The 26,590-nt window shown below is 70.4% G+C and carries 28 protein-coding genes and 1 tRNA gene; 23 read left to right on the plus strand and 6 right to left on the minus strand.

The features are described 5' to 3' along the window. Positions 1–9 precede the first annotated feature (9 nt). From trmB to QSU92_RS14735, 5 genes are all read left to right on the plus strand, one after another. Positions 10–744: a tRNA (guanosine(46)-N7)-methyltransferase TrmB gene (trmB, locus tag QSU92_RS14715; protein WP_289262956.1), complete on the plus strand. Its 735-nt coding sequence runs from the start codon at positions 10–12 to the stop codon at positions 742–744. Then, positions 744–1,652 carry a CPBP family intramembrane glutamic endopeptidase gene (locus QSU92_RS14720; protein WP_289262958.1) on the plus strand — a complete coding sequence of 303 codons (909 nt, stop codon included), beginning with the start codon at positions 744–746 and terminating at the stop codon, positions 1,650–1,652. Before trmB ends, QSU92_RS14720 begins: the two co-directional genes overlap by 1 nt. Positions 1,653–1,775: 123 nt before the next feature. After that, the gene (locus QSU92_RS14725; protein WP_289262959.1) at positions 1,776–2,201 is read left to right on the plus strand and encodes a DUF7144 family membrane protein; all 426 of its coding nucleotides are present in this window, start codon (positions 1,776–1,778) and stop codon (positions 2,199–2,201) included. Between the two features lie 157 nt (positions 2,202–2,358). Next, positions 2,359–2,673 (plus strand): DUF6325 family protein, encoded by a 315-nt coding sequence (locus QSU92_RS14730; protein ID WP_289262961.1) that lies wholly within the window; start codon positions 2,359–2,361, stop codon positions 2,671–2,673. 51 nt (positions 2,674–2,724) lie between these two features. Beyond that, complete coding sequence (locus tag QSU92_RS14735) at positions 2,725–3,036, plus strand: SHOCT domain-containing protein (protein WP_289262963.1); 312 nt, start codon at positions 2,725–2,727, stop codon at positions 3,034–3,036. 88 nt (positions 3,037–3,124) lie between these two features. On the opposite strand, the gene QSU92_RS14740 is transcribed toward QSU92_RS14735, so the two are convergent. Then, positions 3,125–3,197, minus strand: a tRNA-Arg gene (locus QSU92_RS14740). A 43-nt stretch (positions 3,198–3,240) separates the two neighbouring features. Next, positions 3,241–4,062 (minus strand): SGNH/GDSL hydrolase family protein, encoded by an 822-nt coding sequence (locus QSU92_RS14745; RefSeq protein WP_289262965.1) that lies wholly within the window; start codon positions 4,060–4,062, stop codon positions 3,241–3,243. 70 nt (positions 4,063–4,132) lie between these two features. Here QSU92_RS14745 and QSU92_RS14750 point away from each other — a divergent pair, with 70 nt between their 5' ends. The 9 genes from QSU92_RS14750 to prfA all read left to right on the plus strand — a co-directional run bounded on the left by QSU92_RS14750 (position 4,133) and on the right by prfA (position 15,942). Beyond that, positions 4,133–4,954 carry a transglutaminase-like domain-containing protein gene (locus tag QSU92_RS14750; RefSeq protein ID WP_289262967.1) on the plus strand — a complete coding sequence of 274 codons (822 nt, stop codon included), beginning with the start codon at positions 4,133–4,135 and terminating at the stop codon, positions 4,952–4,954. A gap of 48 nt (positions 4,955–5,002) precedes the next feature. Next, positions 5,003–6,670, plus strand: coding sequence for an arginine--tRNA ligase (locus tag QSU92_RS14755; RefSeq protein WP_289262969.1), 1,668 nt, complete (start codon positions 5,003–5,005; stop codon positions 6,668–6,670). Between the two features lie 4 nt (positions 6,671–6,674). Beyond that, positions 6,675–7,502 carry an LmeA family phospholipid-binding protein gene (locus QSU92_RS14760; protein ID WP_289262970.1) on the plus strand — a complete coding sequence of 276 codons (828 nt, stop codon included), beginning with the start codon at positions 6,675–6,677 and terminating at the stop codon, positions 7,500–7,502. A 165-nt stretch (positions 7,503–7,667) separates the two neighbouring features. Next, positions 7,668–9,110, plus strand: a complete 1,443-nt coding sequence (gene lysA / locus QSU92_RS14765) for a diaminopimelate decarboxylase (protein WP_289262972.1) — start codon at positions 7,668–7,670, stop codon at positions 9,108–9,110. After that, on the plus strand, positions 9,103–10,443 hold the full coding sequence (locus QSU92_RS14770; RefSeq protein ID WP_289262975.1) for a homoserine dehydrogenase: 1,341 nt from the start codon (positions 9,103–9,105) through the stop codon (positions 10,441–10,443). The genes lysA and QSU92_RS14770 overlap by 8 nt, the downstream gene beginning before the upstream one ends. Position 10,444: 1 nt before the next feature. Beyond that, entirely contained in the window at positions 10,445–11,533 is a 1,089-nt protein-coding gene (gene thrC, locus QSU92_RS14775; protein ID WP_289262977.1) for a threonine synthase, read from the plus strand. Next, a complete protein-coding gene (gene thrB / locus QSU92_RS14780; protein WP_289262979.1) occupies positions 11,530–12,468 on the plus strand; it encodes a homoserine kinase in 939 nt (312 codons plus the stop codon). Before thrC ends, thrB begins: the two co-directional genes overlap by 4 nt. Positions 12,469–12,646: 178 nt before the next feature. Then, positions 12,647–14,836 carry a transcription termination factor Rho gene (gene rho, locus QSU92_RS14785; RefSeq protein WP_289262981.1) on the plus strand — a complete coding sequence of 730 codons (2,190 nt, stop codon included), beginning with the start codon at positions 12,647–12,649 and terminating at the stop codon, positions 14,834–14,836. A gap of 26 nt (positions 14,837–14,862) precedes the next feature. After that, positions 14,863–15,942 carry a peptide chain release factor 1 gene (prfA, locus tag QSU92_RS14790; RefSeq protein WP_289265922.1) on the plus strand — a complete coding sequence of 360 codons (1,080 nt, stop codon included), beginning with the start codon at positions 14,863–14,865 and terminating at the stop codon, positions 15,940–15,942. A gap of 138 nt (positions 15,943–16,080) precedes the next feature. Here the strand turns inward: prfA and QSU92_RS14795 are convergent, their stop codons facing one another. Then, entirely contained in the window at positions 16,081–17,478 is a 1,398-nt protein-coding gene (locus QSU92_RS14795; RefSeq protein ID WP_289262982.1) for an amidase, read from the minus strand. 93 nt (positions 17,479–17,571) lie between these two features. Between QSU92_RS14795 and QSU92_RS14800 the strand changes: the two genes are divergently transcribed. Further along, positions 17,572–18,003, plus strand: a complete 432-nt coding sequence (locus tag QSU92_RS14800; protein WP_289262984.1) for a hypothetical protein — start codon at positions 17,572–17,574, stop codon at positions 18,001–18,003. Positions 18,004–18,007: 4 nt separating this feature from the next. Here QSU92_RS14800 and epsC read toward each other — a convergent pair whose 3' ends face one another. The 3 genes from epsC to cysK (QSU92_RS14815) are packed head-to-tail and all read right to left on the minus strand — an operon-like array spanning position 18,008 to position 20,507. Next, on the minus strand, positions 18,008–18,586 hold the full coding sequence (epsC, locus tag QSU92_RS14805; RefSeq protein WP_289262987.1) for a serine O-acetyltransferase EpsC: 579 nt from the start codon (positions 18,584–18,586) through the stop codon (positions 18,008–18,010). Then, positions 18,583–19,536, minus strand: coding sequence for a cysteine synthase A (gene cysK, locus QSU92_RS14810; RefSeq protein WP_289262989.1), 954 nt, complete (start codon positions 19,534–19,536; stop codon positions 18,583–18,585). The genes epsC and cysK (QSU92_RS14810) overlap by 4 nt, the downstream gene beginning before the upstream one ends. Before the next feature lie 32 nt (positions 19,537–19,568). Beyond that, positions 19,569–20,507 carry a cysteine synthase A gene (gene cysK, locus QSU92_RS14815; RefSeq protein WP_289262991.1) on the minus strand — a complete coding sequence of 313 codons (939 nt, stop codon included), beginning with the start codon at positions 20,505–20,507 and terminating at the stop codon, positions 19,569–19,571. 87 nt (positions 20,508–20,594) lie between these two features. Here cysK (QSU92_RS14815) and prmC point away from each other — a divergent pair, with 87 nt between their 5' ends. The 8 genes from prmC (at position 20,595) to QSU92_RS14855 (ending at position 26,540) form a co-directional block, all read left to right on the plus strand. After that, a complete protein-coding gene (gene prmC / locus QSU92_RS14820; RefSeq protein ID WP_289262993.1) occupies positions 20,595–21,473 on the plus strand; it encodes a peptide chain release factor N(5)-glutamine methyltransferase in 879 nt (292 codons plus the stop codon). Positions 21,474–21,544: 71 nt separating this feature from the next. Then, entirely contained in the window at positions 21,545–22,240 is a 696-nt protein-coding gene (locus QSU92_RS14825) for an L-threonylcarbamoyladenylate synthase (RefSeq protein ID WP_289262995.1), read from the plus strand. A 16-nt stretch (positions 22,241–22,256) separates the two neighbouring features. After that, positions 22,257–23,417 carry an MraY family glycosyltransferase gene (locus QSU92_RS14830; RefSeq protein ID WP_289262997.1) on the plus strand — a complete coding sequence of 387 codons (1,161 nt, stop codon included), beginning with the start codon at positions 22,257–22,259 and terminating at the stop codon, positions 23,415–23,417. After that, positions 23,414–23,929, plus strand: a complete 516-nt coding sequence (locus QSU92_RS14835) for a Cg1360 family ATP-synthase-associated protein (RefSeq protein WP_289263000.1) — start codon at positions 23,414–23,416, stop codon at positions 23,927–23,929. The genes QSU92_RS14830 and QSU92_RS14835 overlap by 4 nt, the downstream gene beginning before the upstream one ends. A gap of 135 nt (positions 23,930–24,064) precedes the next feature. After that, the gene (gene atpB / locus QSU92_RS14840) at positions 24,065–24,859 is read left to right on the plus strand and encodes a F0F1 ATP synthase subunit A (RefSeq protein ID WP_289265923.1); all 795 of its coding nucleotides are present in this window, start codon (positions 24,065–24,067) and stop codon (positions 24,857–24,859) included. A 46-nt stretch (positions 24,860–24,905) separates the two neighbouring features. Beyond that, complete coding sequence (gene atpE / locus QSU92_RS14845) at positions 24,906–25,142, plus strand: ATP synthase F0 subunit C (RefSeq protein WP_124292836.1); 237 nt, start codon at positions 24,906–24,908, stop codon at positions 25,140–25,142. Positions 25,143–25,170: 28 nt separating this feature from the next. Then, positions 25,171–25,749 carry a F0F1 ATP synthase subunit B gene (locus QSU92_RS14850; RefSeq protein ID WP_289263004.1) on the plus strand — a complete coding sequence of 193 codons (579 nt, stop codon included), beginning with the start codon at positions 25,171–25,173 and terminating at the stop codon, positions 25,747–25,749. Next, positions 25,749–26,540 carry a F0F1 ATP synthase subunit delta gene (locus QSU92_RS14855; protein WP_289263006.1) on the plus strand — a complete coding sequence of 264 codons (792 nt, stop codon included), beginning with the start codon at positions 25,749–25,751 and terminating at the stop codon, positions 26,538–26,540. The genes QSU92_RS14850 and QSU92_RS14855 overlap by 1 nt, the downstream gene beginning before the upstream one ends. Positions 26,541–26,590 lie beyond the last annotated feature (50 nt).

Raw genomic sequence — 26,590 nt, forward strand, 5'->3', positions numbered from 1 at the left:
CCTGGGGGCATGCCCGAAGCCACCGACGTCCGCGTCTTCCGTGAGCGGCCGGTGTCGTTCGTCCGGCGCAGCGGCCGGATGTCCGAGGCCCAGGAACGCGCCTGGGCGGAGCTTTCGGCGCACTACCTGCTGCAGATCGAGCGAGGGGATGCCGCCACGAGCGTACGGCCGGGTGCCGTGATCGATCCCGTGCGCGTGTTCGGCCGCACCGCACCCCTCGTGGTCGAGATCGGGTCGGGCCAGGGGCACGCGATCGTTCACGCCGCGGCATCCCGTCCCGACAGCGACTTCCTCGCCGTCGAGGTCTTCAGGGCGGGCCTTGCCCGCACGATGCTCGATGCCGACCGCGCGGGCGCGCGGAACCTCCGCCTGGCCGAGGCCAACGCGCCCGAGGTGCTGGAGCACCTGCTGCCGGCGGGCTCGGTGGACGAGCTGTGGATCTTCTTCCCCGACCCGTGGCACAAGAAGCGGCATACCAAACGTCGACTCATCGACGCGGATTTCGCCCCCTTGGTCCGGCAGGCGCTCCGCCCCGGCGGCGTCGCGCGACTGGCCACCGACTGGGAGGATTACGCGAGGCAGATGCGCGTCGTGTTCGATGAGGCGCAGGGATTCACGCGCGATTTCGCAGGGGAGTGGGCCGAGCGCCACCCCGGGCGGGTACTCACCGCGTTCGAGCGCAAGGGTGAGCGGGCGGGGCGCGCGATCCGCGACCTCGCCTACCGTGCCGCCGGCGGGCACTGATGCCCGCGCTTCCCGAGGTCGCGACCCTCCACCGCCCGGCGCTGTCGGCGAAACTCGCCCCGGCCATCCTGGTCTGTCTCGCCGCGCCGGCGTTCTTCGTCCTCCTGATGCCCTGGCTCGGGTGGATCCTCCTGGCCGCGGGCCTGGTCGCAGCGTTCCTGGTCGAGCGATCCGACGCCCGCCGTACGATGACCACGGGCACGGCCGCCGAGGGGTTCGAGGGGCGTCGGCCCCCCGGCATCCTTCGCGACCTGTCTCTCATCGCCGCCGGTCTGCTCATCGTCAGTGCCATCCCGCTCAAGGCCGAACTCGACAACATCGCCATGCTGCGGTTCACCGTGGCCCTCGGCGGAGCGGTGCTGGTGCCCTACCTGATCTCGCGATTCGTGTATCGCGATTACGCCATCCGCTTCCCGTGGCGAGGCGGGGGCCGCTGGACCTCGCTGCAGTGGGGCTGGCTCGTGGGCGTGCTGGTGCTCGGCTGGCTGATCCTGCCGTTCTACTTCATCACCTCGGGGGTCTACCAGAACTGGCCGGTCGTGGACACCCCCGACCTCATCGCACGACTGTTCGTCGGCGTCGGCGCGGTGGGCATCTGGGACGAGCTGTTCTTCATCTGCACGTGCTTCGCGCTCCTTCGCCGCCACTTCCCCGACGTGCAGGCCAACGTGCTGCAGTCGATCATCTTCGTGTCGTTCCTGTGGGAACTGGGCTACCGCGCGTGGGGTCCGGTGCTCACCATCCCCTTCGCGCTTCTGCAGGGCTACATCTTCATGCGCACGCGGTCGCTCGCCTACGTCGTCACGGTGCATCTGCTCTTCGACGCGGTGGTGTTCGCCGTGCTCGTGCACGCGCACAATCCGGGCCTGCTCGACGGACTGTTCTTCGTACCCAGCCCCGCCGGCTGAGCCCGGCCGGGGACGGCCCGATCCCCGGGACCTTGGTCCCTGCCTGCGTCGCGCCACCGCCCTAGCGTCAGGACATCGCCCCACTGCGCGGAGGGGCCGAGTCGCCGAGGCTGGAGGAGCGAGATGAGCACTGTCAGAACCACGGGCATGGATACCGCCGAGACCACCGGATGGGCCGGATGGGTCGTCTTCGCCGGCGTGATCCTCCTCGTCAGCGGGGTCTTCAGCGCCGTCCAGGGTCTGGTTGCCCTCATCGGTCCGGACGCGTACTACGTGATGGCCGGCGGATCGCTGTGGCTGATGAATGTCGCCGGCTGGGGCTGGTGGAACCTCATCGTCGGGACTCTTCTCGTCCTCACGGCCATCGCGCTGTTCGCCGGGCAGACCTGGGCGCGTGTCATCGCCGTCGTCCTCGCGGTCCTCAGTGCCGTCGGCCAGCTCATGCTGATCCCGGCTCAACCCTGGTGGTCGCTGATCGTCATCGCGATCGATGTGGTCATCATCTACGCGCTGACGGTCCACGGCCGCGAGCTGCGCACCGACGTCTGAAACGATGCGGCGCACTTCGGCCCGACGGGTCGTCGGCGCGCGGAAGAGGAAATGCCCATGACCACCTTCGACTACGGTCCGATCGAGTTCTGCGATCGCCTTCGACGGCGATCGCCCCGGTCCCGCCGTTCCTCAGGCGATCGACGACCTCGTCGCCTTGGGGACGGTGAACCTCCTCGATCTCGTCTTCGTCCGACGTTCGCCGGAGGGCGAGATCGAGACGCTCGAGTTCAGCGACACCGTCGACGACGGTGCGCCCGCCCTCGACCTGGCGGGTCTGGCCGGCCAGGAAGACATCCGGTACCTGGCGGACAGCCTGGAACCGGGCACCTCGGCGGCGATCCTCGTCGTCGAGCTGTTGTGGGCGAAGGCCTTCGCCGCCGCGCTCTACGACGCGGGCGGCGCGGTCATCGCACGGGAGGCGATCCCCGCTCCCGTCGTCAATGCATTCCTGTCCGAGTACGCGGACTGAGGGGAGAAGGACATGCCTTTGGGACGTCGGGGCCGCCCTGGCCTCATCGGGATGGCCGCCCGAACCGCGGTCGTGGCGGGTACCGCCACCGCTGTGTCGGGTCGCGTCCAGCAACGCCAGCAGCAGAAGTACGCCGAGCAGTCGCAGCAGCAGGCCGATCAGGCCGCGCAGCAGCAGGCGGCCATGGACCAGGCTGCCGCGCAGGCCGTAGCCGACGCTCAGGCAGCTCAGCCGTCGGCCGGCCCGCCGCCCGCGGCAGGCGATGACATGATGGCCAGGCTCACCCATCTCGCGCAGCTGCACGCACAGGGCGTCCTCACCGACGACGAGTTCGCGGCCGCCAAGGCGAAGCTCCTCGGCTGAGTCCTCACGGGCGGGCGCGGGACGCCCCGCGACATCCCTCGCAGATCGAGCAGTGCGCGCGAGTCAGCGATCACGCGATGAAGAAGGGTGCCCCCGACAGGAATCGAACCTGCGACCTTTGGTACCGGAAACCAACGCTCTATCCCCTGAGCTACGGAGGCGTACCGGTCGAGATTACCACCCGGAAGGGGGCGTCCCCGACGGTCAGGGAGCCACGACGTCCTCGTTCAGCGGCGCGTCGGCGACGACATCCGCTCCCTCGCCGAGAGTGCGCACGGCCTGGGCGACGCGGTCGGCGAGGTACGCATGGCCCTCGGTGGAGGGGTGGTCGCGGCCGATCCCGGTGTCGATCACCGCGTCGTAGTTGGTCTCGGTGATCCACTCCTCGTCGATCGGGGAGATGTACCACCAGCCGCGGCCGGCCGCGAGAGCGGCGAGGTCATCGTCGATCTGCGCGGTCGCCGCCTCCACCGGCAGCACCTGCGGTGCGGGGCCGAGGATCACGACGGTGGCCTCGGGATAGGTCGCCGCGACCGCATCCCAGACCGCCGTCACGGCCTCGGAATACCCGGCGGGGTAGAGGCGGCGGTCGTTGATCGAGCCCTGCAGGATCACCAGGTCGGGATCGAGCGACGGGTCCAGCGCTGCCACACGTTCACCGAACGAACCGCCGTCCAGACCGGGCTTGAGGTAGCCGCTCCCGCGGACACCGTCCACCACGACCTCGGCGCCGAAGCGATCGGCCAGAAGGTACGCATATCCGAGGGATGGGTCACTGGCGGCGGAGCCGAAGGTCCACGAATCGCCGAACACCAGGATCCGGGGGTCGTCGGGGAGTGCCAGGGGAGCGGGCTGGATGACCGCATCCTCGGGTGCGGCGACGGCCACGGGTGGGGCCGGCGGCGGCGTCAGCCAGGCGCGGATGCCGGCGACGGCAGCCACCGCGCCGACCGTGACGGCGAGCGCCAGCACGGCCGCGATCAGGCGGGTACGCCACGACAGCCGAGGGGCGAGGGCACGGGTCACACGGGAAGGGTAGATCACTCTCGTCCCGACGCCGAATCCGACGCCCCCGGGGCCGTGCGAGGATACTCCGGTGCCGCGTGTCGTGACCGCTGAAATGGACCTGGAGATGTGGTCTCCCGTCGACCTCATCCTCCAGGTCGCGGCAACCCGCCATACCCCTCTCGCCGAGGAGTCGCTGACCCTGCGCCAGGGCGATCGCGAGTACACGCCCACCGAGATCGTCGACCAGAACGGCAGCCGCCTCCACCGGATCACCGGCGAAGCCGGGGTGCTGCAGGTTCGCTACCGCGCAGTAGTCACCGGCCCGGCCGCCGCGACCGAACCCCGCGACCTCGAGACCATCACCTATCTCCGCCCGAGCCGCTACTGCCAGTCGGACGAGGTCTTCGCCCAGGCGCGCCGCCAGTTCCGGGGGCTCGAGGGCGTCGAGCTGCTGGTCGCCGTCGAGGACTTCGTCGCCTCGAGCACGACCTATGCGCCCGGCCTCAGCCAGGGCACCGACAGCGCGGTCACGACGCTGATGACCGGGCAGGGCGTCTGCCGCGACTACGCGCACGTCGTCATCGCGCTGCTTCGGGCGATGGACGTGCCGGCGCGCTACACCGCCTGCTACGCCCCGGGGCTGGCGCCCATGGACTTCCACGCCGTCGCCGAGGCGTACCTCGACGGGGCCTGGTACGTCATCGATGCCACGCGCCTGACCGACCGGCGCTCGCTCGTGCGCATCGCCACCGGGCGGGACGCCGCCGATTGCGCGTTCCTCAGCTACCACGGTGGTGCGGTGGGGCTGCAGCACTTGCGGGTGGATGCCGAGTGGATGACGGGGGCCGATGGCGACCCGGATCTCCCCGGCGGCGCGGACGACCATCGCGCGCTCGTGCGGATCGGCTGACTCGCGGCATCCGGCGGGCCTTCACGCCACATCTAGACTGGTCGGGCTATGAATCCCGACACGCTCTCCGCCACCCTGCTCGATGTCATCGCCCCGCTGGCCGAGGCCCGACGTCCGGGTGCGAGCGAGGGTCTGACGGCGGCCGACCTGGTTCTCGAGCGGCCGAAGAATCGAGATCACGGCGACTGGGCTTCCAACGCCGCACTGAAACTGTCGAAGACCGTCGGGGCGAACCCGCGCGAGTTCGCCGGTGAGATCGCCGAGCGCCTCCGCGAGGTCGGCGGGATCGCGGGGGTGGAGGTGGCAGGACCCGGCTTCATCAACATCCGACTGGATGCCGCCGCCGCCGGCGCCCTGGCGAAGCAGATCGTCGACGCGGGGGAGGCCTACGGCACCAACGACTCCCAGCACGGCAACACGATCAACCTGGAGTTCGTCAGCGCCAATCCCACCGGTCCGATGCACATCGGGCATACGCGGTGGGCGGCGCTCGGCGACTCGATGGCTCGGCTGCTGCAGGCCAGCGGCGCAACCCTGGCCCGCGAGTTCTACGTCAACGACGCCGGCGCCCAGATGGAGCGGTTCGGTCGCTCGGTGCTGGCCTCGGCCAAGGGCGAGCCGACCCCCGAGGACGGCTATCCCGGCTCGTACATCGACGACCTCGCCCGGCGGGTGCTCGCCGCGGAGCCCGAGCTGCTCTCGCTTCCCGACGACGAGCAGCTCGCCCTCGCGCGCGATAAGGCCTACGAATACCAGCTCGGCGATCTGCAGGCGTCGCTGGAGAAGTTCAACGTGCACTTCGACGTGTTCTTCAGCGAGCGCAGCCTCCACGCCCCCGGCCCCGACGGGGCACCGAGCCTGGTCGACCAGGCTCTGGACCGGTTGCGGGCCCAGGGGCACGTGTTCGACGACGAGGGTGCGGTCTGGGTGCGCACCACCGACTTCGGCGACGACAAAGACCGGGTGATCCGCCGGTCCAACGGCGAGTACACCTACTTCGCCGCCGACGCGGCGTATTACCTGAACAAGGGCGACCGAGGGTTCGCGCACAAGATCTACCTCCTCGGAGCCGATCACCACGGGTACGTGCACCGTCTCAAGGCCCTGGCGGGCGCAGCGGGCGACGACCCCGAGAAGGACATCGAGGTGCTCATCGGTCAGCTCGTCTCGATCAACGGCGCCCGGCTGTCCAAGCGTGCGGGCAACATCATCGAGCTCGACGACCTCCGGGATTGGATCGGCACCGACGCGCTGCGCTACTCGCTGGCGCGCTACCCGGCCGATTCCCCGCTGACGCTCGACCCCGAGATCCTGCGCAAGCGCACGAACGACAACCCCGTCTTCTACGTGCAGTACGCCCACGCCCGCACCCACAACGTCTCGCGCAACGCCGCGGACTCCGGGGTGGACCGGTCGGAGTTCGCCCCGGAGCTGCTGACGCACGAGACCGAGTCGGCGCTGCTCGGCGCCCTTCAGGAATTCCCCCGCGTCGTGGCGTTCGCCGCCGAGGTGCGGGAGCCCCACCGCGTCGCCCGCTACCTCGAGGAGCTCGCCGGGCTCTACCACCGCTGGTACGACAACTGCCGCGTCATCCCGCTGGGCGATCAGCCCGTCGAGTCGGTGCACCGCACCCGCCTGTGGGTGAACGACGCCACCGGCCAGGTGCTCCGCAACGGCCTGACGCTCCTCGGTGTCTCGGCTCCCGAGCGGATGTAGCTCCGTGACTGCCGGCGACACCCAGCCGACCCGGCCACTCCCGGAGTGGGCGGTCGCCACCGAGCCGCCCGCGCGGCGTCGCCGGCGGGTCTGGCCGTGGCTGCTGGCGGTCCTGTTCGTCGCGGGCCTCGCCGTCGCGGCCTGGTTCGTGGGGGAGGCGATCGCGCGCGACCTCGTCAAGAGCACCGTCCGGGAGCAGGTGATCACCGCCCTCGACCTTCCCGCCGACCAGCCGATCGACGTCGAGGTCGACGGCGCCGTCCTTCCTCAGCTCATCCGCGGCAGCCTCGACGACCTCACCATCTCCTCCGACGACGTCACGATCGGTCCTCTGACCGGTGACATCGACGTGCGCACCCAGGGAGTGCCGATCCGCGGTGACGCCGACCTCGAGGCCGGGAGTGGATCGGTCACCCTCGATCGCGCGCAGCTTCAGAGCCTGCTCACCGGACTCGAGGGGTTCCCCGACGGTGCCGAGGTGGACCTGGACGCTCCGGATGTCCGTCTGTCGACGTCCTTCCCCGTGTTCGGGATCGAGGTACCGGTCACGGTCGCGGTCATCCCCTCGGCTGTGGACGGCGACCTCGCCCTCACTCCGTCGGCGGTCGAGGTCGCGGGAGCGGAGCTGACCGCCGATGGGGTGCGGCAGCAGTTCGGCGGCCTCGTCGACGGGCTGCTGCGGGACTGGACCATCTGCATCGCCGGCGATCTGCCCGCGGGCATCACCCTCACCGGCCTCGCCGTCGACGGAGACCGGCTCATCGGGGCTTTCGACATCGACCCGGCCATTGTCCGCGACGCGTCCCTGCAGGAGAACGGCACGTGCGCCTGACGGGCGGAGATCATCGTGGCGCCGTCACGCGACCGGTGGGTAGCGGGGCTCTGCCCTAGACTGCAAGGACTGCCCGACGCGTGAGTCCTCCGGTCGAGGCAGCCCGTCACACCGGCGATCCCGGTCGACGTCGCGCCGAAGCATCCACCGATTGGTCTCCCACCCGTGTCCGCCGCCCCATCGCCCGGCTCGTCTCCCGCTCGAGTCGTGCCCGCCGATCCGAACGCCCTCGCCGCCGGCGTGTGGCCCGGGCGCGCCCACCGCGGCGATGACGGAGAGCTCGTGCTGGGCGGAGTCGCGGCGACCGCGCTGGCGGTGCAATTCGGCACCCCGCTGTACGTGATGGACGAGTCCGAGGTACGTGAGCACGCCCGGCGGGTGCGCGACGCCTTCGAGGGCGCGGCCGCCGCGCACGGCACGACAGTGCGCGTCTACTACGCGGGAAAGGCGTTCCTGTCGACCGAGATCGTGCGGTGGGTCACCGCAGAGGGCCTGGGCGTCGACGTCGCCAGCGGCGGGGAACTCGCCATCGCGATCGCGGGCGGAGCGGATGCCGCGGCTGTGGGTTTCCACGGCAACAACAAGAGCGTCGCCGAGCTCGAGCGAGCGATCGACCTGGGCGTCGGCTCCATCGTCGTGGACAGCCACATCGAGATTGAGCGGCTGGCTTCTCTGACCGCGCGCGCCGACGCGCCGCGCACCGGTCCTCAGACCGTGTTCGTGCGCGTCAACAGCGGAGTGCACGCCGAGACCCACTCGTTCCTCGCCACCGCGCACGAGGACCAGAAGTTCGGCTTCGCCCTGCACGACGCTCCCGCCGCGGTCGCGCGGATCCGGGAGATCCCGGGCTTGCGCTTCGGCGGGTTGCACTCCCACATCGGGTCGCAGATCTTCGGGGTCGCCGGGTTCCGCGAGGCCGCCTCGCGCCTCATCGACCTGCACGCGGCGCTGCTCGATGAGGGCGACGTCCCCGCCCTGAACCTCGGCGGCGGGTTCGGCATCGCCTACACCGAGGCCGACGAGCCGACCGACATCGCGGACCTCGCCGCGGCGATCGTCGGTGCGGTCGCCGAGGAGTGCGCGGCCCGCGGCATCCCCGTTCCCCGCCTCGCTTTCGAGCCCGGACGCTCCATCGTGGGCCAAGCGGGGGTGACCCTGTACGAAGTCGGCACGGTCAAGCCCGTGCATCTCGAGTCGGGCGTCGATCGGCTGTACGTGAGCGTCGACGGCGGAATGAGCGACAACGCCCGCACCGCGCTGTACGGTGCGCAGTACTCCGCCCGTGTCGCCTCGCGCACGAGCACCGCCGACCCTGCGCTCAGCCGGGTCGTGGGCAAGCACTGCGAGGCCGGCGACATCGTGGTCGACGTCGAATACCTTCCGGGCGACGTGGCCCCCGGTGATCTGCTCGCCGTCCCCGCGACCGGCGCCTACTGCTACTCGCTCGCGAGCAACTACAACGCCGTACCCCGGCCCCCGGTCGTCGCCGTGCGCGACGGCCAGGCCCGGCTCATCGTCCGCGGCGAGACCGTGGACGACCTCCTCGCCCGAGACGTCGGCGCCGCGGTGCGGCCGGCCGACGCATCAACGAAGGGACCCCATGCCTGACTACCGTCGCCTGCGCGTGGCGCTCCTGGGAGCCGGCGCCGTCGGCTCGCAGGTCGCCGCGCTGCTGCGTCTGCACAGCGCCGAGCTCGCCGATCGGGCCGGTGCCAGCCTCGAGCTCGCCGGCATTGCGGTGCGCAACCTCGACGCGCCGCGCGAGACCGACCTGCCCAAGGAGCTGTTCACCACCGACGCCGAGAGCCTCATCGTCGGCGCCGACATCGTGATCGAGCTCATGGGCGGGATCGAGCCGGCACGCACCTACCTGCTGCAGGCGATCAACTCCGGCGCCGACGTCGTCACGGCCAACAAGGCGCTCCTCGCCACCCACGGCCCCGAGATCTTCGACGCCGCCGACCAGGTCGGAGCGCAGGTGTACTACGAAGCGGCCGCGGCGGGCGCGATCCCGATCATCCGGCCGCTGCGCGACTCGCTCGCCGGCGACCGCGTGCAGCGCATCATGGGCATCGTCAACGGCACGACCAACTACATCCTCGACCGCATGGACACCGAGGGAGCAGAGTTCGCCGACGTGCTCGCCGACGCGCAGCGTCTCGGGTATGCCGAGGCCGACCCGACGGCGGATGTGGAGGGCTACGACGCCGCACAGAAGGCCGCGATCCTGGCGAGCCTGGCCTTCCACACCTCGGTTCCGCTGGAGTCGGTTCACCGTGAGGGCATCACGGGCATCGATAAGGCGATGATGGATGCCGCGCGGCACGCCGGCCTCGTGATCAAGCTTCTCGCCGTCTGCGAGCGGCTGCGCGATGCCGACGACTCCGAGTCGATCTCGGTGCGGGTGTACCCCGCGCTCATCGACCGCGCCCACCCCCTCGCCAGCGTCCACGGCGCCAACAACGCCGTGTTCGTCCAGGCCGAAGCCGCGGGCAACCTCATGTTCTACGGCGCGGGGGCCGGCGGCGTGCAGACCGCCTCCGCCGTTCTCGGCGATGTGGTCTCCGCCGCTCGGCGTCACATCGCCGGCGGCGTGGGCGTGGGGGAGTCCACCCGTGCCAACCTCGCCGTCGTGCCGATCGGCCGGGTCACCACGCGCTACCAGATCACCCTCGAAGTCGACGATCAGCCGGGGGTGCTCGCCACGGTGGCGGGCATCCTGTCCGAGGGCCGTGTGTCGATCGCGACCGTCGAGCAGACGGTCGCCGGCGAACCCGTCCCCGGCGGCGGCATCGCGCCCCAGACCCCCGAGAACACCGCGCGCCTGGTCATCGGCACGCACAAAGCCAAGGAGCAGGACCTGAGCGAGACCGTGGCACGATTGGCCGGCAGCGGCGTCGTCGAGCGGGTCGTGTCGGTGCTGCGAGTGGAAGGAGAGTGACATGGCGCACGTCTGGCGGGGAGTCCTCCGCGAATACGCCGATCGACTGGGAGTGACCGACGACTCCACCGTGGTCACCCTGGGAGAGGGAGGCACACCCCTTCTGCCGGCCCCGGCGCTGTCCCGGCGCACGGGCGCCGACGTCTGGGTCAAGTACGAGGGGATGAACCCCACCGGATCGTTCAAGGACCGAGGCATGACGGTCGCCCTCTCACGCGCCGTCGAGCACGGCGCGAAGGCGGTCATCTGCGCGTCCACGGGCAACACCTCCGCCTCGGCGGCGGCCTACGCCGCGCACGCCGGCATCACCGCGGCCGTCCTCGTGCCCGAGGGCAAGATCGCCATGGGCAAGCTCAGCCAGGCTGTCGCACACCAGGGCCGGCTCATCCAGATCCGCGGCAATTTCGACGACTGCCTTGAGATCGCGCGCGAGCTCGCCGACAACTACCCCGTGCATCTGGTGAACTCGGTCAACCCCGACCGCATCGAAGGCCAGAAGACCGCGGCGTACGAGGTCGTCGAGGTGCTCGGCGATGCGCCGGACTTCCACTTCATCCCCGTCGGCAACGCCGGCAACTACACCGCCTACTCGCGCGGCTACCGCGAGGAGGTCGAGCGGGGCGTGGCCACGCGGGTGCCCCGGATGTTCGGGTTCCAGGCGGCCGGCAGCGCGCCGCTGGTGACCGGCTCGGTGGTGCGTCATCCCGAGACGATCGCCAGCGCCATCCGGATCGGAAACCCCGCGTCGTGGCAGTTCGCCATCGAAGAGCGCGAGGCCACCGACGGCTACTTCGGGGCCATCGACGACGAGCGCATCCTCGCCGCGCAGAAGCTCCTCTCGGGAGAGGTCGGCATCTTCGTCGAGCCCGCGTCGGCGATCAGCGTCGCCGGGCTGCTCGACCGCGCCGAGGCCGGTGTCATCCCCGCCGGGTCGCGCGTGGTGCTCACCGTCACGGGGCACGGGCTGAAGGACCCGCAGTGGGCGCTGCGCAATGCCGACGGCTCCGAGGTGCAGCCGACGGTCGTCGACGCCGCGACCACCGAGGTCGCCTCGGTCCTCGAGCTCGCCCCCGTCGCGGCGCCGGCGTGAGCGGGGTGCCCGTGGGGCGAGAAGTCGTCGTGCGGGTGCCGGCGACGAGTGCGAACCTCGGCCCCGGATTCGACACTCTCGGCCTCGCGCTCAGCGTCTACGACGAGCTGACCGTCACCGCGCTCGAACCCGGTCGCCTCGAGATCGAGGTCGAGGGGCAGGGTGCGGAGGGTGTCCCGCGGGATGGCTCGCACCTGGTGGTGACCGCCATCCGCTACGCGTTCGACGCGGTCGGGCGCGAGATGCCGGGGCTGAGCCTGCGCGCCGTGAACGTCATCCCGCACGGACGGGGACTCGGGTCCTCGGGCGCGGCGGTCGTCTCAGGCCTCCTCGCGGCCAAAGGGCTCCTCGCCGGTGACGTCGATCTGGATGACGACACCCTCCTCCACCTGGCCACCGAGATGGAGGGCCACCCCGACAACGTCGCGCCGGCGCTCTTCGGCGGACTCACGATCGCCTGGGTCGACAACGGACGCCCGCAGCACAAGAAGCTGCTCGTGCATCGGGGTGTCGCACCGCTGGTGTTCGTCCCGGAGTTCACGATGTCGACGTCGGTCGCGCGGAGTCTGCAGCCTCTTCAGGTGCCGCGCGAAGACGCGGTGTTCAACGTGTCGCGGTCGGCGCTGCTGATCGCCGCGCTGACTCAGAGCCCTGAGCTGCTGCTCGCGGCCACCGAGGACAAGCTGCACCAGAACTACCGCGCGCAGGCGATGCCCGACACCGACAGGCTGGTGCGGGCGCTCCGAGCCGTCGGCTTCGCCGCGGTGGTCTCCGGAGCAGGCCCCAGCGTCCTCGTGCTCGCCGACGGACCGGGTCGGCGCCTCGAAGCGGTAGACGTCGCGCAGCGCGCCACCGACACCCCGTGGGAGGCCCTCATGCTGGCCGTCGACGTCAAGGGTGGTACAGTGAGGGAGTACGCGGAGGGTTCCACGTGACACGTGAATCTGGCCTCCGTCGCAAATCTGCGAAACCACCGCACACCTCTCGTCCTGCCGAAGCGCTCTAGCCACGCCAGGTCGCCGGGCCATGGACGAGATTCTGCTTTGCCGCGCGTGCGGTCATCGTGCACCGTCTGACATTCATCTGCCTGCAATCTGCTGAGAAGGAGGACTCGTGGAGTCCATCTCCGAGGTCCACACCCCTGACGACACCACCGACGAGCGCGCCGACGCGCCCGAGGCGGCCGCCACGGACCCGAACACCACCCCTGACAACCAGGCCGAGGCCGCCGAGTCCGAAGGCGCCGCTCCGGCGGACGCGGAAGAGACGACGGACGCCGCCGCCGAGGCGACGCCGTCCGACGAGCCCGCCGCCCAGCCCGCCGATGCCGCTGCGGAGGCACCGGCCGCCGATGCGGCCCCCGCCGACGAGGCGCCTGCCGACGTCGCCGCCGCGGAGGCGCCTGCCGAGGCACCTGCCGACGACGCGCCCGCCGAGACCGCGCCGCGTAAGCGAGCGCCCCGTCGGGCCAAGACCGAGGGCGCCACGGCGACCACTCGCCCCAAGCGCACCCGCGCCACCAAGGCGGAGAAGGCTGCTGCGGTCGACGCGACCGCCGCTGACCAGCCCGCCGCTGACCAGCCCGCTGCGGATGAGACCGCGACCTCAGCTACCGAGGCGGCGCCTTCTGCCGAGGACACGGCCGACGACGCCGCATCCACGCCGAACGCCGCCGACACCGCTGATGGTCCGGCGGAGGCTCCTTCGGATGACAGCACGACCGAGGATGACGAGGCGGCGCCGACCGCCGAGAAGTCCGACGACGCGTCGTCCTCGTCCGAGGGTGGCGCCGACGCGGGGAGCCGTGACGACAACGCCGACGAGACCCCCTCGCGCGGCCGGAGCCGCAACCGCAATCGCAACCGCAACCGCGGCGGCCAGAACGGCAACGCGCAGGAGACCGGCAACGGCCAGGGCGGCCAGAACCAGGGCGGCCAGAATCAGGGCGGCAGCGGGCGCGGAGCGCAGAACCAGAACGCCGCGGTCGCCGCGAACGCCGGCCCCGACGCGTCCGATGACGACACCTCCTCGACGGGCGGCCGCGGTCGTCAGCGCAACAAGCGCCGCGGGCAGGGTCAGGTCGACGAGTTCGAGACCGAGGTCAACGAGGACGACGTCCTCATCCCGATCGCGGGCATCCTCGACGTGCTCGACAACTACGCCTTCGTCCGCACCACCGGCTACCTCCCCGGTCCGCAGGACGTCTACGTCTCGCTGGGTCAGGTGAAGAAGTACAACCTGCGCAAGGGCGACGCCGTCGTCGGCTCGATCAAGCAGCCGCGCGAGGGCGAGCAGTCCAGTCGGCAGAAGTACAACGCGCTGGTCAAGGTCGACGCGGTCAACGGCCTGTCGGTCGACGACGCCGCGGAGCGCGTCGAGTTCGGCAAGCTCACGCCGCTGTACCCGCAGGAGCGCCTGCGCCTGGAGACGGCGCCCGAGAAGCTTACACAGCGGATCATCGACCTCGTCGCCCCCATCGGCAAGGGTCAGCGCGGTCTCATCGTCGCGCCGCCGAAGGCCGGCAAGACGATCGTGCTGCAGCAGATCGCGAACGCCATCGCGATCAACAACCCCGAGGTGCACCTCATGGTCGTGCTCGTCGACGAGCGGCCCGAAGAGGTCACCGACATGCAGCGCACGGTGAAGGGCGAGGTCATCGCCTCGACCTTCGACCGTCCCGCCGAGGACCACACCACGGTCGCCGAGCTCGCGATCGAACGCGCGAAGCGCCTGGTGGAGCTCGGTCGCGACGTCGTCGTGCTGCTGGACTCGATCACGCGCCTCGGCCGTGCCTACAACATCTCCGCGCCCACCTCGGGTCGCGTGCTCACCGGCGGGGTCGACGCGTCGGCCCTGTACCCGCCCAAGCGGTTCTTCGGCGCCGCGCGCAACATCGAGAACGGCGGGTCGCTCACGATCCTCGCCACCGCGCTGGTGGAGACCGGCTCGAAGATGGACGAGGTGATCTTCGAGGAGTTCAAGGGCACCGGCAACAGCGAGCTGCGTCTGAACCGTCAGCTCGCCGACAAGCGCATCTTCCCCGCCGTCGACGTCAACGCTTCGTCGACGCGTCGCGAAGAGATGCTGATGTCGGCCGACGAGGTCAAGATCACCTGGAAGCTCCGGCGCGCACTCGCGGGCCTGGACCCCCAGCAGGCGCTGGAGGTCGTGCTCGGCAAGCTCAAGGAGACCGGCTCGAACGTCGAGTTCCTCGTGCAGATGCAGAAGTCGATGCCGGCGCCCGCGCAGGGCGGTCACGGCGGCCACGGCAGCAGCCACGGTCACGACAACAGCATCCGCTGAGCGGATCGTCCGTGGCTGAGCCCGCGATGTGGGAGTCCGTCCGCGCGCTGATCGACGAGCACGCGGCGGTGCAGCACGAGCTGTCCGATCCGGCCGTGCACGCCGACGCCGCGCGTGCGAAGCGCGTCAACCGGCGGTACGCCGAGCTGTCGCGCATCGTCGCGGCGCACGAGGCGGTGCTCGCCGCATCCGAGGATCTGGATGCCGCGCGCGACCTCGCCCGGGAGGATGCATCGTTCGCCGAGGAGGTCCCGTCGCTGGAGGCCCGGCTTGCGGACGCTCAGGAGAAGCTGCGGCGGCTGCTAATCCCCCGGGATCCGGATGACGCCCGCGACGTGATCATGGAGATCAAGGCCGGCGAGGGCGGAGCGGAAAGCGCGCTGTTCGCCGCCGACCTCCTGCGGATGTACGTGCAGTACGCCGCCGCGAAGGGCTGGAAGACCGAGCTCCTCGAGCGCACGGAGTCCGACCTCGGCGGCTTCAAGGACGTGCAGGTGGCGATCAAGGGATCCTCGACCGATCCCGCGCAGGGCGTGTGGGCGCACCTGAAGTACGAGGGCGGCGTCCATCGTGTGCAGCGGGTTCCCGCCACGGAGTCGCAGGGGCGGATCCACACCTCGACCACCGGTGTGCTCGTCTTCCCTGAGGTCGACGAGCCCGAAGAGGTCCAGATCGACCCGAACGACCTCAAGGTCGATGTCTTCCGCTCCTCAGGACCGGGCGGTCAGTCGGTGAACACCACCGACTCCGCCGTGCGCATCACCCACCTTCCCACCGGGATCGTCGTGTCGATGCAGAATGAGAAGTCGCAGCTGCAGAACCGCGAGGCCGGTATGCGGGTGCTCAGAGCCCGGCTCCTCGCGCGTCAGCAGGAGGAACGGGATGCCGCGGCATCCGATGCCCGGAAGTCGCAGATCCGCGGGATGGACCGCTCCGAGCGCATCCGCACGTACAACTTCCCCGAGAACCGCATCGCCGACCACCGCACCGGGTACAAGGCGTACAACCTCGACCAGGTGATGGACGGCGCTCTGGAGGCTCTCATCGAGTCGTGCATCGCTGCGGACGAGGAGGAGCGGCTCGCCGCCCTCGGCGGCGACGCCTGACGGCTGTTCGCGGACTTCATCGCCGCGCGGCGGAGGAGACCCGGGCACCGGAGGACGGATGCCGCAGGGAAGCCCTCCCACGTGCGGATCTCCTCCGCTGCGCGCCCACCGAAGCGCCGCCGGAGCGCGACCGGCAGGTCAGGGCGCCGGAGGGTGGGGGAGCGGCCCCCGAAGGCGCTCGAGCTGCGCGGCGACGGCGAGGATCATCCGCTCTCCGCCCGGCCGCCCGATGAGCTGCACGCTCACCGGATGCCCGGCACTCATCGCCACCGGGAGCACGAGAGCGGGAAGGCCCGCGACGTTGACGAAGCTGCTGAAGGGCGCGTACTGCACCTGCTGGGCGAAGCCGCGCTCGGGATCGTCGCGGTCGTACCAGCCGATGGGCCGCGGCGTCTGCGCGAGCGCCGGGGTGAGGATCACGTCGTAGGGAGCGAATGCGCCGATCGTCTCGCGCTCGAAGACGCGCGCATCGGCCAGGGCGCCGAGCAGCCCCCGGGCGTCGAGGGCCCTTCCCTCGCGCACGAGCCACGCGGTGAGCGGCTCGACGATCTGCAGATCATCATCGGTGAGGGGGATGCGGGCGGCGCTCGCGCGCCACAGCACGCGGAAGAGCGGCCCGTACCCGTGCGGCCGCCACGCGGCCTCGGTCACCTCGTGTCCACGGGATGCGAGAATCCTCGCGGCCTCGCCGAGCGCGCCGACCGCCGCGGGATCCACCACGATCTCGAGGTCGTCGTCCCACGGCGACACCGTGGTGACGCCCACGCGGAGGCGCGGCGGATCCGCGGCGGTCGCGGGGAGGAAGGGCGGGCCATCGACCGCACGCACCGAGAAGTCGTAGGGAGCGAGTCCGCACAGCGCGTCGAGGAAGAACGCCGCGTCGGCGACCGTCCGGGCGATCGGACCGGTGACCGCGAGTCCCTCCGGTGCATCCAGGCCCGACCCGAGCGGGAGGCGACCCCGCGACGGCTTCAGTCCCACCACTCCCACGGTGGCCGCAGGGATCCGGATCGATCCGCCGCCGTCCGACGCCGGCGCGATCAAGAGGACGCCGGCGGCCACCGCCACCGCCGCGCCGCCGCTCGACCCGCCCGCGCCGTACCCGGGATTCCACGGGTCGCGCGCCCAGGCTCCGCCCCCGAGGGGCTCGGTGAATCCCGTGAGACCGAACTCCGAGGTGCTCGTCTTGCCGATGCTCACGGCGCCCGCCCGGTCCAGGGCCGCTGCAAGCGGATCCGATGCGGTCGGTATGAAATCGGCGCGGGCACGCGATCCGTACCGGGTGGGGACGCCGGCGCGCGCCACGAGATCCTTGTCGGCGATCGGGATGCCCCAGAGCGGTCCGTCGGGCGTGTCGGCGTCCCGCCGCGCCGCCTGCTCGAGCGCTTGTCCGGCGGTCACCTCGACGAAAGCCCCCAGGTCCCTCGTCGACGCTGCGCGCCCGAGGGCTGCCTGGACGACCTCGACGGTGCGGAGCTCGCGACGCTGCAGCGCGGCAGCGAGATCGACCGCCGACATCCCGAGAAGTTCGCTCACCCTCCGACCCTAGTCAGCCCGGCCCTCCCGCCCCGCGGCGTGGCGAAGCCGGACCGCCCCGCGCACAAGAGGCGCGGGGCGTACCCTGAGCGCGTGATCATCTTCCTCATCCGCGCGCTCATCTTCCTCGTCTCCGCCGCGCTCGGGCTGATCGTGGCAGATCTCCTCCTGCCCGGATTCCGCATCGACTGGGCCAACTGGTGGGGTTTCGCCCTGGCCATCGTCATCTTCGCGGTGCTGCAGAGCATCCTCACCCCGTGGATCGCGAGCGTCGCACGCCGGAACGCGCCCGCCCTCCTCGGCGGGATCGGCATCATCTCCACGCTGGCGGCTCTGATCGTCGTGGTGCTCATTCCCGGGGCAGGCATCACGATCGGGCAGCCGTTCGTGCTCACGTGGATCCTGGCGCCGGTCATCGTGTGGCTGATCACAGCGCTCGCGACGCTGTTCCTGCCGATGATCTTCCTCAAGCGGAGGATCGACGAGCGACGCGACGGAGCCGACAGGGGCGGGAAGCGGGCCTGACCGCTCAGATCACATATTCCGGGGCGGTCAGAACCGCGCGCGTGTCCTCTCCTTCGCGCCGGGGCCGGGGCTTGGCGGGCACTCCCACCAGCACGCTGTCAGCGGGGGCGTCCTTGGTCACCACCGCGTTCGCGCCGACGACGGAGCGGGCACCGATCGTGATCGGTCCGAGGATCTTCGCACCCGCGCCCACCGCGACGCCGTCGAGCAGCGTGGGGTGACGCTTCCCGCCCTCCCGCTGACGGCCGCCGAGGGTCACCCCGTGGTACAGCATCACGTCGTCGCCGACCTCGGCGGTCTCGCCGATGACGACCCCCATGCCGTGGTCGATGAAGAAGCGGCGTCCGATGACCGCACCGGGGTGGATCTCGATGCCGGTGGTCCAGCGGGTGACCTGCGAGCCGAGGCGCGCCACGAAACGCAGCCGTCGCCGCCACAGCGCATGCCACACCCGGTGCGCCCAGATCGCGTGCAGCCCCGGGTAGAGCAGGGCGATCTCCCACGCGCCGCGCGCGGCGGGGTCGCGCAGCTTCGCTGCGGCGAGGTCCTCGCGCACGCGGACGAGGGCTCGGGTGAGGATCATGCCGGTACCGCCTGTTCGTCGCGGAGGTCCGCGTACATCGCGGTCGAGAGGTAGCGCTCGCCCGAGTCCGGCACGATGACGACGATCCGCTTCCCGGATGCTTCGGGTCGGCGCGCGATCTGCAGGGCCGCACTCACCGCGGCGCCCGCCGACATCCCGGCGAGGATCCCCTCGCGTGCGGCCAGATCGCGGGCAACCCTGATCGCGTCGTCGAAGTCGGCGTCGATGATCTCGTCGACGACGTCGCGGTCGAGCACATCGGGGACGAAGTTGGGACCGATCCCCTGGATGCGATGCCCGCCCGGCCGGCCCTCGGTGAGGACGGGGGAGTCCTTCGGCTGCACGAGGACGACCTGAACGTCGGGGTTCCGCTCCTTCAGCACGCGACCCACACCGGTGACGGTGCCGCCGGTGCCGAATCCCGCGACGACGTAGTCCACGCGACCGCCGGTGTCGCGCCAGATCTCCTCCGCGGTCGTCCGGCGGTGGATCTCGGGATTCGCCGGATGCTCGAACTGGCGGGCCAGCACCGCGCCGGGGGTGTCGGCGGCGATCTGCTTCGCCGTGCGGACGGCCTCCGTCATCCCCTTGTGCGGATCGGTGAGGACGAGCTCGGCCCCATAGGCCTTCAGCAGCGTCCGCCGCTCCTTCGACATCGACGCCGGCATGGTCAGGATGACGCGATATCCTCGGGCGGCCCCGACGAGCGCGAGGGCGATGCCGGTGTTCCCACTGGTGGACTCCACGATCGTGCCGCCGGGCTGAAGCTCGCCGGCCGCCTCTGCGGCGTCGACGAGCGCGATGCCGAGGCGGCACTTCACGCTCGCGCCGGGGTTGTAGAACTCCAGCTTGGCGACGACCTCGGCGTCAAGGCCCGCGGTGAGAATGTTCAGCCGCACCAGGGGGGTGTCGCCGAATGCGGTGGTGATATCGGGATGGATGGCGGACACGGGAGCGCTCTTCGCCGCCGGGAGGACCCGGCTCAGTCCTCTCGGAGGTCGGCGTACAGCGGCGTGGAGAGGTAGCGCTCACCGAAGGAAGGGATGATGACGACGATGTTCTTGCCCGCCGCTTCGGGGCGCGCCGCCAGCTGCAGCGCGGCCCATACCGCGGCGCCCGACGAGATGCCGACGAGGATTCCTTCGCGGGCACCGACGTCTCGCGCCGTGGCGACGGCGTCGTCGAACTCGACGTCGAAGACCTCGTCGATGACGTCCCGGTCGAGGATGGCGGGGATGAAGTTCGGACCGATTCCCTGGATCTTGTGCGGCCCCGGGGTGCCCTTGGTCAGCAACGGCGAGTCGGCCGGCTCGACCGCGACGATCTTCACCCCCGGCACACGCTCCTTCAGCACCTGGCCCACACCGGTGATGGTGCCCCCGGTGCCGATGCCGGCGACGAGGTAGTCGACGGCGCCGTCGGTGTCGCGGAGGATCTCCTCGGCGGTGGTCTTGCGGTGGATGGCGGGGTTGGCCTCGTTCTCGAACTGGCGAGCGAGGACGGCGCCCGGGGTCTCGGCCACGATCTCCTGCGCCTTCGCGACGGCGCCCTTCATGCCGCCGGCAGGATCGGTCAGCACGACCTCGGCGCCGTATGCGCGCAGCAGGATGCGGCGCTCCATGGACATGGACGACGGCATCGCCAGGACGACCTTGTACCCGCGGGCGGCTCCGACCATCGCCAGTGCGATGCCGGTGTTGCCGCTCGTCGCCTCCACGATCGTGCCCCCGGGCTTGAGCTCACCGGATGCTTCGGCCGCGTCGACGATCGCGATCCCGAGGCGGTCCTTGACGCTGGACGCGGGGTTGTAGAACTCCAGCTTGGCCACGACCGTGGCGGCGAGACCCTCGGTGACCCGGTTCAGTCGGACGAGCGGCGTGTCGCCGAAGGCGGACGTGATGTCGGGGTGGATGCCGGGCATGGTGACCTTTCGGGCGGTGGGGGTGACCCTGAGAGCCTACGGGAGGCACGGCGACGCGGCCCGAATATGACAGTCTGGACGGCGGTCATGAACACCCTTCCCGCCGAGATCTCCCTCGCCGACGCGCTGCGCGACGCCCGGGCGCGGCTCGAACGCGCCGGCGTCCCCGGTGCTGACGTCGATGCCGAGCTCCTCGCGGGGCACGTGCTGGAACTCGGTCGGGGTGAGGTGCAGGCCGCCGCCATCCGCGGTGCCGGACTGGACACCGTGCAGCGCTCCCGGTTCGACGCGCTCGTCGATCAGCGGGCGACCCGGGTGCCGCTGCAGCACCTCACCGGACGCGCACCGTTCCGTCACCTGGAACTGCGCGTGGGCCCGGGCGTCTTCGTTCCACGGCCCGAGACCGAGATGGTCGCCCAGCTCGCGATCGACGCCCTGCGCGCGGCCGCCTCACCCGAGCCGATCGCCGTCGATCTCGGCACCGGCAGCGGCGCGATCGCCCTCGCCCTGGCGACGGAGGTTCCCCACGCCCAGGTGCACGCCGCCGAGAACGACGTCGAGGCGTTCCTGTGGGCCAAGGAGAACTTCGCCGCTGTGGGCGCTCCGAACGCGCGCGTCGCATTCGTCGACCTCGCCGCGGCGTTCGGCGAGCTGGACGGAACGGTATCCGTGCTGGTCTCCAATCCGCCCTACGTTCCCGACGACGCGATACCCCGCGACCCCGAGGTGCGCCTGTTCGATCCGCCCGCCGCACTGTACGGCGGTCCCGACGGACTCGACGTCGTCCGCGTGCTGAGCAGCGTCGGACGCCGGCTGCTGCATCCGGGCGGGGTCCTCGTCCTCGAGCACGGCGAATGGCAGGGCGCCGACATCCGCGCCCTGCTGACGGCGGACGGATGGCGCGCCGCGGCGACCCATCGTGATCTGACCCTCCGCGATCGAGCGACCACGGCCCTGCGTCCCTGATCCCGGCTGTCGCGCCCGCGATGGAGGGGAGCCGGGGCACGGAGAGGTCGGGGCCGTAGACTCGTGGCGTCATGTCTACCCTCTTCGACTGCCGTGACGACGAGCAGCTCCTCCCCGGCATGCGGCAGGCCCGACAGGCCATCAGCCGTGGCGACCTCGTCGTGATGCCCACCGACACCGTCTACGGCGTGGCCGCCGACGCCTTCAACGCCCGCGCGGTGCAGCGGCTCCTGGACGCCAAGGGTCGGGGACGTCAGTCGCCGCCGCCGGTCCTCGTGGCAGGGCAGGCGACGCTCCGGGCCCTCGTGGCCGAAGTCCCCGAGCCGGTCGAACGCCTGGTGGCGCAGTTCTGGCCGGGCGGTCTCACCATCGTCCTGCCCTCGCAGCCGTCGCTGTCGTGGGACCTCGGCGATACCCACGGCACCGTCGCCGTCCGCATGCCCGCGCAGCGCATCGCGCTGGAGCTGCTGGAGGAGACCGGGCCTCTGGCCGTCTCCAGCGCCAATCTCACCGGCCGCCCGGCCGCGGTGCAGATCAGCGAGGCCCAGGCCATGCTCGGCGACAGCATCGCAGTCTACCTCGACGGTGGACCCGCCGACGTCGGGGTCGCCTCGACGATCGTCGACGCCACGCCGCTGGTGGTGCGCGGTGCCGAGCGGCGGGTGCGCATCCTCCGCGACGGCGCGATCAGTCGCGAACGGCTGCGCGACGTGCTGGGCGAGCTGCTGGAGGATCCGGAGCCGGCGTCGGCGGGCGACGCCGAGTGAGAGCGGACGGCAGAGGGTGAAGCAGTACGTCTTCACGGTCCTGTTCACCGCCACCGTCACCTTCGTGCTGACGTGGGTGGTCTGGCGGCTGAGTCTGCGCTTCAAGCTCTACCCCGGCATCCGCGAGCGCGACGTCCACAAGACCCCGACCCCGCGCCTGGGGGGAGTGGCGATGTTCCTCGGGGTGGTGGCGGCTTTCCTGGTGTCGTCGCAGAACCCGTTCTTCTCCATCGTCTGGCTCGAGCCGCGCACGGTGATCGCCATCCTCATCGCCACCGCGCTGATCGTCGTCGTCGGGGTCGCGGACGACCTGTTCGATCTCGACTGGATGGTCAAGCTCGGTGCCCAGTTCGTCGCGGCCGGGATCATCGCGTGGTTCGGCGGGCTGCAGATCTACACGCTGCCGATCGGCGATCTGATCATCGGCTCGGGCTGGCAGAGCTTCCTGCTCACCGTGCTGTCGATCGTGATCGTCATGAACGCCGTCAACTTCATCGACGGTCTGGACGGTCTGGTCGCCGGCGTCTGCCTCATCGCCAACGTCGTGTTCTTCGCGTACTCGTATCTGCTCGCCCGCGACACAGGACAGAACACGTACTTCAACCTCGCCACCCTCATCGCGGCGGTGCTCATCGGGGCGTGCATCGGATTCCTGCCGCTGAACTGGAGCCCCGCGAAGCTGTTCATGGGCGATTCCGGTGCGCTGATGCTCGGCCTCCTCATGGCCTGCTCGGCGATCTCCATCACCGGGCAGCTCTCGCCCGAGCTGCTCGACCCCGAGCGCTTCGGCCGCTCCCAGCTGCTGGGTGCCTTCATCCCGATCATCCTGCCGATCGTCGTCGTGCTGCTGCCGCTGCTCGATTTCGGCCTCGCGGTCATCCGGCGCATGCGGGCCGGGAAGTCGCCGTTCTCGCCCGACCGCAAGCACCTGCACCATCGCATGCTCGACATGGGGCACAGCGATCGCGACGCCGTGCTCATCTTCTATTCGTGGACCGCGGTGGTCAGTCTCGCCGTGCTGCTGATGTACGTCGGCACCCAGGAGGAATGGCCGGGAGACTATCTCCTGGGTGTCGCCCTCGGCGCCGTCGGGGTCATCGCCTGCCTCGTGGTCACCCTTCTCCCCGCTCGCCAGCGCGGCCGCAGCGCCGCCGACGTCCCCCAGGAAGCCTCATGACCTCCGATGTGTCCAGCAATCCGATCCTTCGCACCACTCTGCTGTGGTCGGGGGTGGTCACCGTGGTTCTCGCCGTCGCCGCGGCGATCGTCGGTGGCCTCGTGGCCGGCACGGACGGGGTGTGGAGCGCGCTGTCGGGCGTCATCCTGGCCGCGGTCTTCCTCGGCATCACCGGCGCCAGCATCCTCATCGCCAATCGCTGGTTCGGCGACCCGCTGTACATCCCGGTCTTTTTCGGGATCGTCATGGGCGGCTGGATCCTCAAGCTCGTCATCTTCATCGTCGCCCTGATCATCCTGCGCGGGCAGCCGTGGCTGGTGGGCCCCGTGTTCTTCGTCGCCGTGGTCGTGAGCGTCCTGGCATCGCTCGCGATCGACGTGGTGGTGCTCACCAGGATGCGCATTCCCCATGTCAGCGACGTGTCGCTCCCTACCACGGACCCCGATGATGACCTGAACCGGCCTCTCGACGACGAGAAGGACCCGGACACCGGGAAAAACGCCGCCCCCTGAGTTTGATAGGGTGGTGTCTGCGCCCGCCCGCCGCTCTGCGCGCGTCTGCGGAACGACTCTCACCGACCATCGTCGCAACGGTCCTCGACCGGTGCCCCGAAGCTGGAGCCCGCGCTGTCTACTCAAGCTGCGACACTGATCGCGAACACCTCGTCGTCCGACGGTGAGTTCCACCCGCCCTCGATCTCGGACTTCTTCCCGCCGAACATCCTCGAAGGCCTCGGGCTTCCGATCGAGTTCACGCGCATCAACCTCGTGCAGGTGCTCGCGACGATCGTCCTCATCCTCGTCTTCGTCATCGGCACGCGCCGCATGCGGATCGTCCCGACCCGCTTCCAGAGCGTGGTGGAGATGGGCCTGGACTTCGTCCGCGTCAACATCGCGCACGACCTGCTCGGGCGCAAGGACGGCGACCGCTTCCTGCCGCTGCTGACGACGATGTTCTTCATGATCCTGTTCATGAACATCACCGGGATCATCCCGTTCCTGAACATCGCGGGAACCAGCGTCATCGCGGTTCCGCTGCTGCTGGCGATCGTGTCGTACGTGACCTTCATCTACGCGGGCCTGCGCAAGAGCCCGAAGAACTTCGTCAAGAACTCCCTCTTCCCCTCCGGAGTCCCGCCGTTCCTCTACATCATCGTCACGCCGCTGGAGTTCCTCTCCACCTTCATCATCCGGCCGGTGACGCTCACCCTGCGACTGCTGATGAACATGATCGTCGGGCACCTCATGCTCGTGCTGTTCTTCTCGGCGACGCAGTTCTTCCTCTTCACCGCCGACGGCCTGTGGAAGGCCTTCGGCGTCGGCACCCTCGCCTTCGGGCTGGCCTTCACTCTCTTCGAGATGCTGGTCGCCTTCCTGCAGGCCTACGTCTTCACGATCCTCACCGCGGTCTACATCCAGCTCGCGGTCGCGGAAGAGCACTGAGCGGGCAGGCTCCGGCCTGCCCACCCAACCGAAAGGAAACACACCCGTGGATGCAACTACGGTTCTCGCCCAGGTCACCGGTTCGATCGCGACCGTCGGCTACGGCCTCGCCGCCATCGGCCCCGCCATCGGCGTGGGCATCGTCGTCGGCAAGACCATCGAGGGCGTTGCTCGTCAGCCCGAACTGGCCGGTCGCCTCCAGGTCCTGATGTGGATCGGTATCGCGTTCACCGAGGCGCTCGCGTTCATCGGCATCGCCACCGGCTTCATCTTCGGCGCCTGATTCCCTTCCTCACGTTTAAGGAGACGAGATGCTGAACGCTCTTGTCACTCTCGCTGCGGAAGAGGGTGAGTCGCAGAACCCGCTGCTGCCGGCGTACTACGACATCATCTGGTCAGCGGTGTGCTTCATCGTCATCCTGGCGGTGTTCTGGCGCATCGTGCTGCCGCGCATGCAGAAGCTGCTCGACGAGCGCGCTGCCGCGATCGAAGGCAACATCGCCAAGGCCGACGAGGCCCAGCGCAAGGCCGAGGCCGCGCTCGAGGAGTACACCGCGCAGCTCGCCGACGCCCGGCGCGAAGCCGGCGAGATCCGCGATGCCGCCCGCGAGGACGGCAAGAAGATCCTCGCCGAGGCGAAGGATTCCGCAGCCTCCGAGGCCGCGCGCATCACCGCCACCGCGCACGCCCAGATCGAGGCGGAGCGGCAGTCGGCGCTGGTGTCGCTGCGCAGCGAGGTGGGCACGCTCGCCCTCGACCTCGCCGGCGGTGTGATCGGTGAGACCCTCTCCGATGACGCGAAGGCCCAGGCGGTCGTCGACCGCTTCCTCGCCGAGCTCGAGGCCGACGAGGCCGCCAAGGCCGCGACAGGCCAGAAGCAGGGCCTCTGATGGGAAGCGCGACCACGCAGGCCCGGGTGTCGGGCATCGCCGCACTGGATGCCGCGGCGATCACCGACCTCGCCGTGGCGCGTGAGCTCTTCGGGGTCGCGCGTGCGGCGGGTCAGACCCCGCAGCTGGCATCGGCCCTCGCCGACGCGTCGGCGCCGGCACCGGCCCGACAGAAGGTCGTCGACGACGTCTTCGGGCGCCAGGTGTCGGCCACCACGCGCACCCTTCTGAGCGCTGCGGTCGCAGAGCGGTGGTCGTCGGCCGCCGATCTCGTCGAGGGCATCGAGGAGCTGGCGGTGCGCGCCGCCGCTGTGGCGGAGCCGCAGGCCGACGTCGAGGCCGACCTGTTCGCCTTCTCCCGCGTCGTCGCCGACAACGGAGAGCTCGAGCTCGCGCTCGGCAGCCGCCTGGGCGATGCGGCGGCCAAGGGTCGGCTCGTGTCCTCCCTGCTCACCGGTCGCGCCAGCGCCTCGGCGATCGTCATCGCCGACGCCCTCGTGCAGCAGCCGCGTGAGCGCCGCGTGCGTCAGCTCCTGACCTGGGCGATGCGCATCGTGGCCGACCAGCGCGGCCGCAAGGTCGCCACGGTCGTCACCGCCGTCGCGCTCAGCGACGCGCAGAGGGAGCGTCTGACGCGGACGCTCTCCGCCCGCTACGGCACCGAGGTCTCCATCAACACCGTGGTCGACCCGACCGTGGTCGGTGGCCTGCGCGTGCAGATCGCCGACGACGTCATCGACGCCAGCGTGTCGTCGCGACTCGCCGACCTCCGCCAGCGGCTGGCCGGATAACAGACTTCCCGTGCGTTTCCCAGGAAGCGCCGGAGCATTCGGGGTCACAC

Origin of the sequence: Microbacterium sp. ET2, assembly GCF_030347395.1 — a bacterium.
Classification (GTDB): domain Bacteria; phylum Actinomycetota; class Actinomycetes; order Actinomycetales; family Microbacteriaceae; genus Microbacterium; species Microbacterium albipurpureum.

Excerpts from the sequence above, each read along its gene's own strand:
- trmB (WP_289262956.1), top strand. The coding sequence starts at position 10 with ATGCCCGAAGCCACCGACGTCCGCGTCTTCCGTGAGCGGCCGGTGTCG.
- QSU92_RS14720 (WP_289262958.1), top strand. The coding sequence starts at position 744 with ATGCCCGCGCTTCCCGAGGTCGCGACCCTCCACCGCCCGGCGCTGTCG.
- QSU92_RS14725 (WP_289262959.1), top strand. The coding sequence starts at position 1,776 with ATGAGCACTGTCAGAACCACGGGCATGGATACCGCCGAGACCACCGGA.
- QSU92_RS14735 (WP_289262963.1), top strand. The coding sequence starts at position 2,725 with ATGGCCGCCCGAACCGCGGTCGTGGCGGGTACCGCCACCGCTGTGTCG.
- QSU92_RS14755 (WP_289262969.1), top strand. The coding sequence starts at position 5,003 with ATGAATCCCGACACGCTCTCCGCCACCCTGCTCGATGTCATCGCCCCG.
- QSU92_RS14770 (WP_289262975.1), top strand. The coding sequence starts at position 9,103 with ATGCCTGACTACCGTCGCCTGCGCGTGGCGCTCCTGGGAGCCGGCGCC.
- thrC (WP_289262977.1), top strand. The coding sequence starts at position 10,445 with ATGGCGCACGTCTGGCGGGGAGTCCTCCGCGAATACGCCGATCGACTG.
- prfA (WP_289265922.1), top strand. The coding sequence starts at position 14,863 with ATGTGGGAGTCCGTCCGCGCGCTGATCGACGAGCACGCGGCGGTGCAG.
- epsC (WP_289262987.1), bottom strand. The coding sequence starts at position 18,586 with ATGATCCTCACCCGAGCCCTCGTCCGCGTGCGCGAGGACCTCGCCGCA.
- cysK (WP_289262991.1), bottom strand. The coding sequence starts at position 20,507 with ATGCCCGGCATCCACCCCGACATCACGTCCGCCTTCGGCGACACGCCG.
- prmC (WP_289262993.1), top strand. The coding sequence starts at position 20,595 with ATGAACACCCTTCCCGCCGAGATCTCCCTCGCCGACGCGCTGCGCGAC.
- QSU92_RS14825 (WP_289262995.1), top strand. The coding sequence starts at position 21,545 with ATGTCTACCCTCTTCGACTGCCGTGACGACGAGCAGCTCCTCCCCGGC.
- QSU92_RS14835 (WP_289263000.1), top strand. The coding sequence starts at position 23,414 with ATGACCTCCGATGTGTCCAGCAATCCGATCCTTCGCACCACTCTGCTG.
- QSU92_RS14850 (WP_289263004.1), top strand. The coding sequence starts at position 25,171 with ATGCTGAACGCTCTTGTCACTCTCGCTGCGGAAGAGGGTGAGTCGCAG.
- QSU92_RS14855 (WP_289263006.1), top strand. The coding sequence starts at position 25,749 with ATGGGAAGCGCGACCACGCAGGCCCGGGTGTCGGGCATCGCCGCACTG.